The 13,102-nt window shown below is 69.2% G+C and carries 12 protein-coding genes and 1 pseudogene; 8 read left to right on the top strand and 5 right to left on the bottom strand.

Annotation, left to right across the window (positions count from 1 at the left end; all coding sequences use genetic code 11):
- Window positions 1-72 precede the first annotated feature (72 nt).
- On the top strand, window positions 73-1,473 hold the full coding sequence (locus FOZ76_RS27110; RefSeq protein ID WP_143951426.1) for a YncE family protein: 1,401 nt from the start codon (window positions 73-75) through the stop codon (window positions 1,471-1,473).
- Window positions 1,474-1,537: 64 nt separating this feature from the next.
- On the opposite strand, the gene FOZ76_RS27105 is transcribed toward FOZ76_RS27110, so the two are convergent.
- The 5 genes from FOZ76_RS27105 to ssuE all read right to left on the bottom strand — a co-directional run bounded on the left by FOZ76_RS27105 (window position 1,538) and on the right by ssuE (window position 5,410).
- Window positions 1,538-2,002, bottom strand: coding sequence for a DUF3597 domain-containing protein (locus FOZ76_RS27105; protein ID WP_143951425.1), 465 nt, complete (start codon window positions 2,000-2,002; stop codon window positions 1,538-1,540).
- Window positions 2,003-2,127: 125 nt separating this feature from the next.
- Window positions 2,128-3,273 carry a zinc-binding dehydrogenase gene (locus FOZ76_RS27100; protein WP_143951424.1) on the bottom strand — a complete coding sequence of 382 codons (1,146 nt, stop codon included), beginning with the start codon at window positions 3,271-3,273 and terminating at the stop codon, window positions 2,128-2,130.
- Window positions 3,274-3,428: 155 nt separating this feature from the next.
- The gene (gene ybiB, locus FOZ76_RS27095) at window positions 3,429-4,379 is read right to left on the bottom strand and encodes a DNA-binding protein YbiB (protein ID WP_143951423.1); all 951 of its coding nucleotides are present in this window, start codon (window positions 4,377-4,379) and stop codon (window positions 3,429-3,431) included.
- A 101-nt stretch (window positions 4,380-4,480) separates the two neighbouring features.
- Window positions 4,481-4,696, bottom strand: a complete 216-nt coding sequence (locus FOZ76_RS27090; RefSeq protein WP_143951422.1) for a TOBE domain-containing protein — start codon at window positions 4,694-4,696, stop codon at window positions 4,481-4,483.
- A gap of 87 nt (window positions 4,697-4,783) precedes the next feature.
- Complete coding sequence (gene ssuE, locus FOZ76_RS27085; protein ID WP_143951421.1) at window positions 4,784-5,410, bottom strand: NADPH-dependent FMN reductase; 627 nt, start codon at window positions 5,408-5,410, stop codon at window positions 4,784-4,786.
- A 257-nt stretch (window positions 5,411-5,667) separates the two neighbouring features.
- Between ssuE and FOZ76_RS27080 the strand changes: the two genes are divergently transcribed.
- From FOZ76_RS27080 to FOZ76_RS27050, 7 genes and pseudogenes are all read left to right on the top strand, one after another.
- Window positions 5,668-7,179, top strand: a complete 1,512-nt coding sequence (locus FOZ76_RS27080; RefSeq protein WP_143951420.1) for an amidohydrolase family protein — start codon at window positions 5,668-5,670, stop codon at window positions 7,177-7,179.
- 13 nt (window positions 7,180-7,192) lie between these two features.
- Entirely contained in the window at window positions 7,193-8,296 is a 1,104-nt protein-coding gene (locus FOZ76_RS27075) for an ABC transporter substrate-binding protein (RefSeq protein ID WP_143951419.1), read from the top strand.
- 14 nt (window positions 8,297-8,310) lie between these two features.
- A complete protein-coding gene (locus FOZ76_RS27070) occupies window positions 8,311-9,153 on the top strand; it encodes an ABC transporter permease (RefSeq protein ID WP_143951418.1) in 843 nt (280 codons plus the stop codon).
- A 44-nt stretch (window positions 9,154-9,197) separates the two neighbouring features.
- The gene (locus FOZ76_RS27065) at window positions 9,198-10,001 is read left to right on the top strand and encodes an ABC transporter permease (protein WP_143951417.1); all 804 of its coding nucleotides are present in this window, start codon (window positions 9,198-9,200) and stop codon (window positions 9,999-10,001) included.
- Between the two features lie 107 nt (window positions 10,002-10,108).
- Complete coding sequence (locus tag FOZ76_RS27060) at window positions 10,109-10,960, top strand: ABC transporter ATP-binding protein (protein ID WP_246129801.1); 852 nt, start codon at window positions 10,109-10,111, stop codon at window positions 10,958-10,960.
- Between the two features lie 19 nt (window positions 10,961-10,979).
- Complete coding sequence (locus FOZ76_RS27055) at window positions 10,980-12,335, top strand: LLM class flavin-dependent oxidoreductase (protein ID WP_143951415.1); 1,356 nt, start codon at window positions 10,980-10,982, stop codon at window positions 12,333-12,335.
- 282 nt (window positions 12,336-12,617) lie between these two features.
- Window positions 12,618-13,102: pseudogene (locus tag FOZ76_RS27050) on the top strand (hypothetical protein); the annotation flags it as partial.

The following is a 13,102-nucleotide window of genomic DNA, read 5'->3' as shown; positions in this document are numbered from 1 at the left end:
CTGCTGTCCGACGCCGTGCAACCATCCGGCTGCGCGGCCACACCCATCACACTTTCTCGACAGGAATCGAACATGAACCCCATCCAGTCGTCACGCCCTACTGTCCGCTTCGGCGCTTGCCGCCGGGCAGCGTTCGCTCTGGCGGCCCTGACGCTCTCCGTCGGCTCGGCGTACGCCGCCGCGTTCGACCAGGCGCCGGCCAAGGACTTCGGCGGTCGCGTCATGGCCAGCGGCCTGGTCGTGCCCGGCGAGGAAGCCACGATCACCGGCCGCGGCTTCCAGCCCGGCCAGCGCGTCACGCTCAGCTACGGTGGTGAAAAGCTGAACGACAGCCCGTACGTGGTCGACGACAAGGGCGGCTTCGAAGCTAAGGTCGCCGTGCCCAAGAGCGCGGCGGCGGCACGCTACGGCATCGCCGTCGAGGTCGCCAACCCGCCCGCGGCCACCACCTTCGATCTGAAGGTCTCGCCGGTCGTACCGCTCAGCGGCGCGGACCGCTACACCGTGCAGAGCGAGAAGCTGGTGCCGGGCGTCTACCAGAGCGACTACAGCGCCAAGACGGGCAAGCTGTTTGCGACCTCGGCTGTCGGCCGCCCGCCGGTGACCCAGTCCCAGCTCGTCAAGATCGATCCGCAGACTCTGAAGGTCGAGGCGGCCATCACGCCCGCCCAGGTGCCCGGCCGCGACGACAACCGGGTGTACGCCGTCTATGGCGTCGGCGTGGACGACGAGAACGGCAACGTGTGGGTCACCAACACCCGCGACAGCACGGTGGCGGTGTACAGCCAGGCCGATCTCTCGCTGGTCAAGCAGTTCGATGCGGACGCAGTGCCGCATTCGCGCGACGTGGTCGTCGTGCCGGGCGTGCACAAGGCTTATGTGTCCTCGCCCATGCAGGACGAGATCAGCGTGTTCGACACCGCCAAGCTCGCCGCCCTGCCCGGCATCGAGGTCAAGTCCGGCAAGCGCGGCGAGAAGTTCGGCCCGATGAGCCTGGCGCTGGATGCGCAGAACGGCAAGCTCTACACGGTGGCCATGAACACCGCCGAGATCGCGGTCATCGACGTGAAGACCGACACGCTCGAAAAGGTCATCCCCGTGCCGGGCGCGGTTTCCGGCGCCGGCATCGCCGTCGACCCCAAGAGCCAGCGCGCCTTCGTCGCCGCGCAGGGCACCGACAACGTCGTGGTCGTGGATCTGTCCGACGGCCGGGTGCTGGCCGACACGCCGGTGGGCGCCGGTGCGCTCAACGTGACGTTCGACCCCGTCAAGAACCTGGTCTACGCGGCCAACCGCGGCGCGGGCACGGTGACAGTGCTCGACACCGACGGCAAGATCGTGGCCAATCTGGACGGCGGCACCTTCCCCAACCACGTCAGCGTGGACGGCAAGGGCAATGCCTACCTGCTCAACAAGAGCCGCGGCTCGGACGACCCGAAGGGCGACCGCATCAGCCGCATCACCGCCAAGTGATGCACACGGCCCCGCCGGCTGGCGGGGCCGTGCGGGCCAGCACGTGTCGACTGGCCCGGTTCCTCTAGTCCTTCAGATCGGCGGGCACCTTGCCGCCGTTCTCGGCGAGCTTGCGCATCACCTGCTTGTGCAGCCAGATGTTCATGGCCGCCGAATCGTTGGGGTCTCCGGTGTAGTTCAGCTCCTTGGCAAGGTCCTTGCGTGCCGTCAGGCTGCTGTCCAGATCGAGCAGCTTGAGCAGGTCCACGATGGATGTGCGCCAGTTCAGCTTCTGCGGGTTCTGGGCAGCCGCTTCATTGAGCACGGCCTCGACATCCACCGGCTGCGCAGGCGCAGGCGCAGCCGCGGGTGCGGCAGCCGGCGCCGTCCCGGCCTGCGGCGCTGCCGGCCCGGCACCCGGCGCCGGGCTGGCAGGTGCGGCGCCGGGCGCGCCGCCGCTCGCCGGTGCGCCGCCGGCCTGCGCATCGGGGGCGGGCGACGCCTTGGCACGGCCGAAGATCTTGTTGACGATGTTGGAGAACAGACTCATATGGGCTCCTTCCTGTTTATCGGGGTCGGACACCCCGTGAACGAGTCCACTAGCAAATGTCGCTCCATGGGCAGGATGGGCCCCTGCGCTCGAACCGCCGGCCGCCTGTCCAGGCGGGCCGGTGCTCAGGCGTCCAAGGTGGGATTGATGAGGAACTTGCTGCCGGTCGCGGCCTTGCCGTAGCGCGCGATGACCTCGGGCTTCAGGGCGTCGGCCAGCGAAATCTCATCGGTGTAGCGGCTGGCGAAGGTCGTGCGCAGTTCGGCCGCCACCCGCGCGCGCAGGCGCTGCGTGGCCTCCAGGCCGATACGCTGCAGGAACGGCGTGAGCAGCCAGCCGCCCACGCCCCAGGCCATGCCGAAGCCGCGCTCGATCACGGTGGGGCCGCGGTCCAGGTTGCCGTACAGGTACACCTGCTTGTGCACCGGCGAACCGTAGCGGCTGTATTCCGTGGCGCTGCGATTCAGCACCGTCTCCATCGCCGCGAGGATCTGGCCCGGCAGGCGTCCGCCGCCGATCGCATCGAAGGCCAGCGTTGCGCCGGTCCCGGCGATGGCGTCGACCAGCTTCTCGGCGAAGTCCGGCGCGCTCGAATCGACCACCCACTTCGCACCCTGCTCGCGCAGCAGCGCCGCCTGCTCCGGCTTGCGCACGATGCACACCAGGCCGATGCCATCGGCCAGGCAGATCCGGTTGAGCATCTGGCCGAGGTTGGACGCCGCCGCCGTGTGCACCAGCGCCGTATGCCCTTCCAGGCGCATGGTCTCGACCATGGACAAGGCGGTGAGCGGATTGACGAAGCACGACGCGGCCTCGGACGGCCGGGTGCCGTCCTCGAGCACCAGGCAGGCCTGCGCCCGCATGCTGCGATATTGCTGGTACATGGCACCGCCCAGGATCGCAACCGTCTTGCCGAGCAGCGCCTGGGCCTCGGGCGATTCGCCCGCAGCCACCACCACGCCGGCGCCCTCGTTGCCGACGGCCAGGGATGCGCCCAGCCGCGCCTTGAAACCAGGCATCGCGGCGGCCGGCACCTGCCCTTTCACCATCGGCTCCTTGTCGCTGCCGGCCGCCACCAGCGTGGCCGGGTCTACGCCGGCGAGCAGCAGCCCCATGTCCGACGGATTGATCGGCGTCGCCTGCATGCGCACCAGCACTTCGTTGCTGGCTGGCGCGGGTACCGGTACGCGGACGAGCGAAATCTGCAGCTCGCCTTCGGGGGTGACGAGCGAGCGCAGTTGCAATTGGGTATCGGGCAGTGCAGCGGGCATGATGGAGGTCTCCTCGGTTCTATCGGCATCCCGGATCTCCGGGCCTGCGGGCAGTATACGGGCGCACGCTTGCCGATCGCGCCAGGATGGAACGGCTTGCGCTTGGGCTGCGAGCTTTGCCCGGTGCAGTGAAGACCGGGACGGCACCGCGCTTCCTACCCGCCCAGCACAGACAGAATGGCGTCGCGCTGACGCAGAATGGGCGCCGGAACGGGGACTTCGCCCGCCAGCGCGCGCCGGATCCAGGCGGCGGTGGGCTCGGCCTCGCGCGAGGCGGGCAGCTCGGCCGGCACGCGCGGTGCGGCCGGGTCCGGCACGATCAGCGGGGTGGCCACGCCGTCGCGTAGCCACCCCGTCTCGCGCACCAGGTTGGCGTCGGCCACCGCTTCGCCTTCCGTGCCGCGCGCAAGCAGTACGCCGGCGCCGGGCGCGGCGTGCGCCCGCCCGAAGTAGTCGGTCAGCGTATCGCGGTACGGTGGGTGCGTGTAGTTCACCAGCCGTAGCGTGCCCGGGTCGGCCGCCTGCATCAGCTTGACCAGCGTGTGCGCCGAGTTGCGCACGCCCAGCGTCGCGCGCAGCGCCAACTGGCGCGCCATCACGGGCGCGAGCACATCGATGGGAAGAAAGGCCACGCCGCGCCCGGCCAGCTCGCCTTCGGCCTGAGCGGACGATTCCGCCGGCGCCACCCCCATCGCGCCCAGCACCTCGGCGGTCGCGACTCGGCCCGGGTCCTGCCGCACTCCATGCAGCAGGACGGACACGCCCTCGGCAGCGAGCAGAAAGGCCAGCAACGGCACCAAGTTGGGCAGCTTGCGCGCGCCGTTATAGGTCGGGATGCACACGCCGGCGCGGCCGGCCGGCATGGCGACCGGCTGCAGGCGTTCGTGCAGCGCGCGCAGCATGCCATCGAGCTCGTCGGCGCTCTCGCCCTTGATGCGGTAGGCGAGCAGGATCGCGCCCAGCTCCAGATCGGACACGCGCCCATCGAGCACGGCCGCGTAGAGCGCATGCGTCTGGTCGATGGACAGGCTGCGCGCGCCCTTCACGCCACGGCCGATCTCCTTGATGAAAGGCGCGCAGCGCAAGGGTTCGAAAGTCGTGGACATGGCGGATCGCGGGCGAGGAACGAGGTACTGGCAGTGTAAACCCCGCTCACGCGCGCCACACTGCGGCGCAGTCTCGCCTGCGCCGCAGACGCCCCCCCGGTTCAGAGCTTGGCGACCGACACCTCGGTCGCCTTTACGAAAGCGATCACCTCGGAGCCCACGCGCAGTTCCAGGTCGTGCACCGAGCGGGTAGTGATCACCGACGTCACCAGGCCGGCGGGGGTCTCGATATCGACCTCCGAGACGACCGGGCCTTCGATGATCTCCTTGATGCGCCCGCGGAACTGGTTGCGTGCGTTGATGGAAGAAATGGACATGCGGACTCCAGGCAGAGGTGGGGATTGATCGGGCAGGGGTTGCGCCGCCGAGGTGGACGAGGTTTGCGCTTTGCTTTTGATCGGTAGTCACACGCCGAAGCGGGCGGACACGAGCAGATGGCCGATGTCGGCCGCGCGCAGCGGCGCGCGCACCGGGACGACGAATTCGAGCAGTCGCTCGACGCAGGCGTTCAGCCTGGTGCCCAGGCGATCGCCCAGCACCGCGTCGCCCTCGGCGTTCCAGGTCACGTCCTCGCCGGCGGCGTAGACGCCCGCCAGGATGTGACGCGCGCCGAGCGCGGACAGCACGGGGTTCAGGCTGTATTCGAGCGCGAGCAGATGTGCGGTGCTGCCGGCCGACCCCAGCGGCAGAACGGCCTTGCCCTGCAGCGCGCGCTCCGGCAGCAGGTCCAGCATGGCCTTGAGCGCGGCCGAGAACGAAGCCTGGTAGACCGGCGAGGCGACGACCAGCCCACCGGCCCGCGCGACCAGATCGCGCAGCCAGCGCGCTGCGCTGCCCTCATCATGGACCGCCTCGATCAGGTCGCTCGGCGGAAAGTCGTGCAAACCGACTTCCTGGACGGCCACACCGCGCTCGCGCAGCAAGTTGGCGGCACATCGCAGCATGACGGTGGATCGGCTGCGTGAGGATGCGCTGCCGGCCAGAGCGAGGACGAACGGGCGGGGAGGCGGGGACGGCTGGGCTGAGCGCATGGATCGCATGACATGGATGTTCGATGCCGCTCATCCTATGCCCGCGGCCATCCGCCACCAACGACAGGCTGGTGCTGTTCTTATCACCGCCGGCAATGTCGGCACCGGCCGCACGCCCGGTCTCGTGAAAACTTGTACCTACATATCCATATCACGGATTTGGAAATAGCCAAGATATCGTTCACGGCAGGTATCGGCCTCCTTAGAGTGCGTCGACAGGCCGCCTGTCCGCGGCCTTTCCGCAACCAGGAGCCACCATGAACGACCGCCTTTCCCGCCTGCATGCCTCGCGTTCCGCCGCCGTCAAGGCCGGCCTGAACCATCCCGTGATCGACACCGACGTGCACGTCAACGACTACGCGCCGGCGCTGGAAGACTACATCCAGCACTACGGCGGCAGCCGCCTGGTGGATGCGCTGCGCAAGGCGCTGGGCTCGCGCTTCGCGACGCGCAACGGCGAGGGTCGCGACTGGTACGCCCAGACCCCGGCGGAACGCCGGCACCATCGCACCATGCGCTCGCCCTGGTGGGCTCGGGTGACACGCAATACGCTGGACCTGGCCACCTACACGCTGCCCGAACTGCTCGCCGAGCGACTGGAGGAACAAGGCGCCGACTACTCGGTCCTGTTTCCCAACGATGTGCTCGCGCCCCTGGGCGCGGGCAACGAGTATCGCCAGCCCCTGCACCGCGCCATCAACCACTACCACGCCGACGTCTACCGCAAGTATGCCGACCGTCTGACGCCGGTCGCGGGCATTCCCCTGAACACGCCCCAGGAAGGCATCGAGGAACTCGAGTTCGCGGTCAAGACGCTCGGCCTGAAGGTCATCAACATCGCCGGCGGCGTCAAGCGACCGATTCCCGCCGTGGCGGAAAAGTATCCGCCCGCCGAGCACCCGCTGGTTGCCCGCTATGCGCACTACACCGACTTCTACGGCATCGACAGCGAGTACGACTACGACCCGTTTTGGCAGAAGGTCGTCGAACTGGGCGTGCCGGTGACCACGCACTACGGCAGCCAGGGCTGGACCGGCCGGCAGTCGATCAGCAACTACATGTACAACCACATCGGCCACTTCGCCGACGGTTCGCAGGCCTTCGCCAAGGCCCTCTTCTTCGGCGGGGTGACGCGGCGCTTTCCGCAGCTTCGCGTGGCGCTGCTCGAAGGCGGTGCGGATTGGGGCGTGCATGTCTACGCCCACCTGGTCGATCGCTGGGAGAAACGCAATCGCGTGGCCGTCCAGCAATACAACCCGGCCAACGCCGACCTGGACCTGCTCGAGGACCTGTTCCGCCGCTACGGCGGTGAGCTCACCGACGGCCGGCCGGTCAACCGCGACACGCTGCTCGTGGACAGCTTGGGAATCTCGGCGCTGCCGCACAGCCGCGAACCGAACGAGGATGAAATCGACGACTTCGCCCTTGCCGGCATCGAGCGCGTCGAGGACATCAAGGCGCGCTGGGTGGACAGCTTCTATTTCGGCTCGGAAGCCGACGACCGCACCGTGGCGGCGGCCTTCAACGACAAGGTCAACCCACTCGGCACGAAGATCAACGCGATCTGGTCGTCCGACGTCGGCCATTGGGACGTGCCCGACCTCACCGAACCTCTTGCCGAAAGCTGGGATCTGGTCGAGCAAGGGGTGATCGGCGCGGCGGACTTCAAGGCCCTGGTGTTCGACAACCCCTACCGCTTCTATACACAAGCCAACGCCGACTTCTTCAAGGGCACCGCCGTCGAGCGCATCGCCGCGCAACGCGGCTGAACCGGAGAACACGATGTCCAATCCGCACAATCCCGTTCGCCGCCGCGTGCTCGGCTCCCTGGCCGCGGGCATCGCCGTGGCCGCCTTCTCCCGCCGTGCGACGGCGGACACACCGCCTGCGGTGCGCATTGGCGTAGCCACCGCCGGCGGCGGCAACCCGATCACCTGGGGCGGCTCGCCGGGTTCCGTGGCGCGCCTGAACCGCTGGCTCGAAGAAGCCCTGGAACCCACCGGCACCAAGGTGCAATGGCTGTTCTTCAAGGGCGCCGGCCCGGCCGTCAACGAAGCGCTGTCCAACCGGCAGATCGACCTCGCCTACCAGGGCGACCTGCCGGCCGTGGTGGGCCGCGCCAACGGCCTGAAGACCCGTATCCTGCTCGCCAGCGGCACGCGCAACAACCTGTACCTGGTCACGCCGCCCGACTCGGACATCCGCTCGGTGGCGGACCTGAAGGGCCGCACGGTATCGATATTCCGCGGCACCAACGGCCATCTGGTGGCAATCAACGTGCTCGCCGCTCACGGCCTGACCGAGCGCGACATCAAGGGCGTCAATCTGGACACCGGCAGCGCGCAGGCCGCCATCGCGTCCAAGGGGGTGGAGGCCGCATTCGGCGGCCAGGAGTGGTTCAAACTGCGCGACCAGGGCCTGGCCAAGATCGTCTATTCCACGCAGGGCCAGGACCCGCGGTTCACGCGCCAGGCCCACGTGCTCGCCCGCCAGGACTTCATCGACGAGCACCCCGACACCGTGCAGCGGGCGGTGGACGTCTTCGTGCGCGCCGCCGACTGGGCCTCGGACGAGGCCAACCGCGAGGCCCTGTTCGAACTCTGGGCGCGCAGCGGCGTGCCGCATGCCTCCTACGTCGCGGAGTTCGAGAACCAGCAGCTCGACGTGCGCAATTCGCCGCTGATCGACGAGTTCGTGCGGGCCCGCTATCACGGTGTGGTGCAGGATGCGCTGGCGCTCAAGCTGATCCGGCGCGAAGTGTCGGTCGACGACTGGTTCGAACCGCGGTTTCTGCAGCAGAGCCTGGCGGCGAACGGCCTGGCGCAGCGCTGGTCCGCCTACGCCGCCGATGGCAGCGCCAGCGCGGCCAGCGTGGCCCGTTCCTGAGCCCGGAGGCCCGGATGTCCTCATCGCCCGCCTCCCCCGCGTTGCCGGCCGTCCGCCGGGACGCGGTCCTCCCCAGGGCCGCGCTCGGCCGACTGGCCTATGGGCTCGCGCCCTGGCTGCTGCCCGTGGGCCTGCTCTGGCTCTGGCAGACCGGCGCGAGCCAGGGCTGGATCTCGCCGCAGGTGCTGCCCAGCCCGCAGTTCGTGTACGAGACGCTGGCCGAGCTCGCCACCAGCGGCGAACTCTGGCTCAACGTCGAGGCGAGCCTGCGCCGCGTCGTGCTCGGCTTCGCCGTGGGCAGCGCACTCGGCCTGCTGCTGGGCTGGGCGATGGCCTGCTCGCGCACCGTGGAGACCTACGTTCTGCCGACCTTCAACGCGCTGGTGCAGATCCCGGTGCTGGGCTGGATGCCCTTCGTGCTGCTCGTCTTCGGTATCGGCGAGCCGCTCAAGTACATCCTGATCGCCAAGGCGGCGCTGGTCCCGGTCACGCTCAACACGCTGCAGGGCCTGCGCGACGTGCCCGTGAGCTATCGCGAGGCGGCGCGCGCGTTCGGCTACACCCCGCGCCAGGAACTCTTCGAGGTGCGCCTGCCGCTCGCGGCGCCCACGATCTTCACCGGGCTGCGCCTGGGTTTCACCAAGGCGTGGCTCTCGCTGGTCGTCGTCGAACTGGTCGCCTCCAGCGAAGGCCTGGGCTATCTGATCGTCTACGGCCGCCAGCTATTCCAGCTCGATCTCGTCATGGCGGCGGTGGTGGTGGTCGGTGCGATCGGCTACGCCATCGACAAGCTGCTCGACCTTGCCGAATCACGCCTGATCGGCCGTGGCCGCGCGGCCGCCGTCGGCGCCGTCTGAGCGCGCACGCGCCGCAGCGCGGCGCCCCACCCGAAGGAATGTTCATGAATGCCTTGGCTTCTCCCGCGGTGCCCTCGGTGGTGCCGCGCCCGGCCCGGTCGCGCCGCTGGCGCGGCCTGGTCCTGCCCGCGGTCGCGATCGCCCTATGGGCCTGGGCTGCCCACTTCAAGCTGCTCGACTCGGCCCTGCTCGTCTCGCCGGGGCAGGTGCTGCAGACCGCCTGGCACGAGATCGCCAGCGGCCACCTGTGGAGCGCGCTCGGCGCCAGCCTCGCGCGCGAACTCACGGGCTTTGCGATCGGCACGGTGTCCGGCCTGGTGCTGGGCGGCCTGCTCGGCTTTCTGCCCGTCTTCAACCGCCTGGTCGGGCCGAGCTTCAACACCTTCAAGCAGATCTCGCTGTTCGCCTGGATTCCGCTCATCTCGGTGTGGTTCGGGCTGGGCGACACGGCAAAGGTGGTGTTCCTGTCGCTCGCGGCGCTCGTGCCGGTGGTGGTCAATACCTGCGACGGCATCCGCCGCGTGCCGGCCGCCTTCCTGGAAGTGGCGCGGGCCTTCGGCTACACGCGGTGGCAGACCATCGTGCACGTGGTCCTGCCGGCGGCCGTGCCGTCGATCTTCACCGGCATCTATCTCGCCCTGATCTATTCCTGGCTGGCCACGATCGGCGCGGAGTACCTGCTCGTCGCGGGCCAGGGCGTGGGCAACCTGCTGATCGAGGGCAGCGAGCACTTCCGCATGGACCTGGTCATCGTCGGCATGTTCGTGATCGGCCTGGTCGGCTGGCTGATGAACGCCAGCGCCCGCGTCTTCGAACGCCGCATCGCACGCTGGAGCGGGCGGCTATGAACGCGAACGCGCAACGCTGGCGCGCCCACGCAGGCCCTGCAGACCCGGCTCTCGCGGATGCCGGCGCTGCATCCGCCCGCCAGCTTTTCATCGACAAGGAAGTCACTGTGACAGACACGCCATCCAACGCCCTGCGCATCTCGGACGTCTCCAAGCACTTCGCCAGCGAACAGGCCGAAGGCGGGGTCCTCCAGGTGCTGGCCGGCATCGACCTCGACATCCCGGCCGGCCGCTTCGTCAGCATCGTGGGCGCGAGCGGCTGCGGCAAATCCACGCTGCTGCGTCTGGTCCTCGGATTGGACGACGCCTACGAAGGCGAGATCCGGCTCGATGGCCGCCGCCTGCACGGCACCGGCCCTGAACGGGGCATCGTGTTCCAGGACCATCGGCTGTTTCCCTGGCTCACGGTCGCGCAGAACGTCGAAGTCGGCCTGCGTAACGCACCGCTCACCAAGGCCGAGAAGCGCGAACTGGTCGCCGAGCACATCGCGCTGGTCGGGCTGCAGGGCTTCGAGGCCTCGTACCCGCACCAGATCTCCGGCGGCATGGCGCAGCGCGTGGCGATTGCGCGCGGCCTGGTCAACCGCCCGCGCGTGCTCCTGCTCGATGAGCCCTTCGGCGCACTGGACGCGCTCACCCGCTCGCGCCTGCAGATCGAACTGCAGCGCATCTGGGAGCGCGAGGGCATCACCATGCTCCTGGTCACCCACGATGTGGAGGAAGCCGTGTTCCTGGGCGACGAGGTCGTGGTCATGCAGCCCCATCCGGGCCGCATCCGGCGCATCGTCGACGTCGACCTGCCTCATCCGCGCAACCGCAGCGATCCACGCTTCATCGCCCTGCGCGATGACGTGATGAGCGACTTCCTGGACCCGGCCGTGGCCGGGTCCGACACCGCACGCGCGCCGGTACATGCCCGCATCCCCCTGGGCCTTGCCGACGTGCGCATGGCCTGGTGACACCCCTTGGAGACCTTCGATGAGCCAACGCCGACAGATCAAGCTCGGTGCCTTCCTGATGCAGACCGGCCACCACATTGCCGCGTGGCGCCACCCCGACGCACAGGCCGACGCCGGCACCAACTTCCGGCACTACGCCGAGCTGGCGCGCAAGGCCGAGGCGGCGAAGTTCGACGCCGTGTTCTTCGCCGACAGTGCCGGCGTGCGCAGCGACGATCGCACCTTTCTCGCCCGCACGGCGCGCGCCGACCACCTCGAACCGATCACCACGCTCGCCGGGCTGGCCGCGCTGACCGAGCGCATCGGCCTCATCGCGACCGCCTCGACCTCGTTCAACGAGCCCTACAACCTCGCGCGCAAATTCGCCTCGCTCGACCTGATCAGCGGCGGGCGCGCCGGCTGGAACCTGGTCACGTCCAGCACCGACGCCGAGGCGCGCAACTTCAACCAGGAGCGGCACCTGGCGCACGCCGAGCGCTACGAGCGGGCGGGCGAGTTCCACGACGTCGTGCTCGGCCTCTGGGATTCCTGGGAAGACGATGCCTACCTGCGCGATAAGCAGGCCGGCCTGTACTACGACATCGACAAGCTGCACGTGCTGTACCACCACGGCAAGCATTTCTCGGTACAAGGCCCGCTCAATGTCGGACGCTCGCCGCAGGGCCGCCCGGTGGTCGTCCAGGCCGGCGCCTCGGAGGCCGGCCGCGAACTGGCCGGTCGCACGGCCGAAGTCATCTTCGTCGCGCACCAGACCGTGGCCGAAGCGCAGGCTTTCTACACCGACATCAAGGAACGCGCGATCCGGCACGGCCGTCATCCGGAGGACGTCAAGATCATGCCGGGCATCTTTCCGGTGGTGGGCGCGAGCCAGGACGAGGCCGACGAGAAGTTCGGCCGGCTGCAGGAACTCGTGCAGCCGCAGGTCGGCGTGGCCCTGCTCTCCAACATGATCGGGCACGATCTGCGCGGCTATCCGGTCGACGGCCCGTTGCCGGAGCTGGGCGAGACGAACGGCGGCAGGAGCCGGCGCGAACTGCTCGTCGGCCTCGCGGGCCGGGGCGAGCTCAGCATCCGCGAACTCTATCTGCGCATCTGCGGCGCGCGCGGCCACCAGCAGGTCGTCGGCACGCCCAAATCCATCGCGGACCAGTTGCACGAATGGTTCGAGAACGGCAGCGCGGACGGTTTCAACATCATGTCGCCCTGGCTGCCCGGCGGGCTGGACGAGTTCATCGCCGGCGTGGTGCCGGAGCTGCGCCGGCGCGGGCTGTTCCGCACCGAGTACGAAGGTCGCACGCTGCGCGAGAACCTGGGGTTGAAGATCCCCGTCCATCCGGCCGCAACAGGCAGGCGGCGCCTGGTCGCGGCCGCCTGAGAGGGGAAGCTCCCCCCTAGGCGCTGACGCCCCCGGGTGGCAGCGCCGCCCGCACAGCGGCAAGCGTGCGGTTCTCTCGGGGTGAGCCGAACAGGCCGGCCGTCAAGCCCGCGAAAAAGGCCCCCACGCTGCGCCTTCGGCTCGCTGCCCCCCAAGGGGGGCGCTTTTTGCCTTGGGGCGGCCCGGCGGCGGCGGCAAAAAAAACCACTGCGTGCCATCCGCCGCACTTGTGCGGCACGGGAGTGTTTCCGGCCGTAGGCTGTCGTCTTCCCAGGAGACGATATGCCCGCTGCCTTGCCGCCAGGCGATCCGCTGCCCGGACCCTACCCGCACGCGGCCCCCGAGGCCGACCACGACGGGCGCTGGAAGGATGCACTCGAAGCGTATCTCCAGCCCTGCCTGGCCCTGTTCTGGCCGGCGGTGCATGCCCTTATCGACTGGTCGGTGCCGGTGGTGTTCCTCGACAAGGAGCTGCAGCGCCTGGCCGGCGCGCTGCGCCGGGGCCGGCGCCACGTGGACACGCTGGTCCAGGTGCGCCTGCGCGAGGGCGCCAGCGCGCACCTGCTGATCCACGTCGAAGTCCAGGCCCGCCCGGATGCGGCCTTTCTCAAGCGCATGTACACCTATCACTGCCGGCTGTGGGACCGCTATGGCCGGCACGATCGCCAGGTGATCCACGTCGCCGTGCTCACCCGCTCGGCCGCGCATGCGCCCACACTGGCGTTTCGCGACGCGCCGCTGCAGGCGGTGGCCGGCAGCGCCGGCAT

Source organism: Verticiella sediminum (assembly GCF_007558815.1).
GTDB classification, from domain to species: Bacteria; Pseudomonadota; Gammaproteobacteria; order Burkholderiales; family Burkholderiaceae_B; genus Verticiella; species Verticiella sediminum.
Note: the sequence above shows the minus strand (reverse complement) of the source record. Positions and strands in the feature narration are given on the sequence as shown.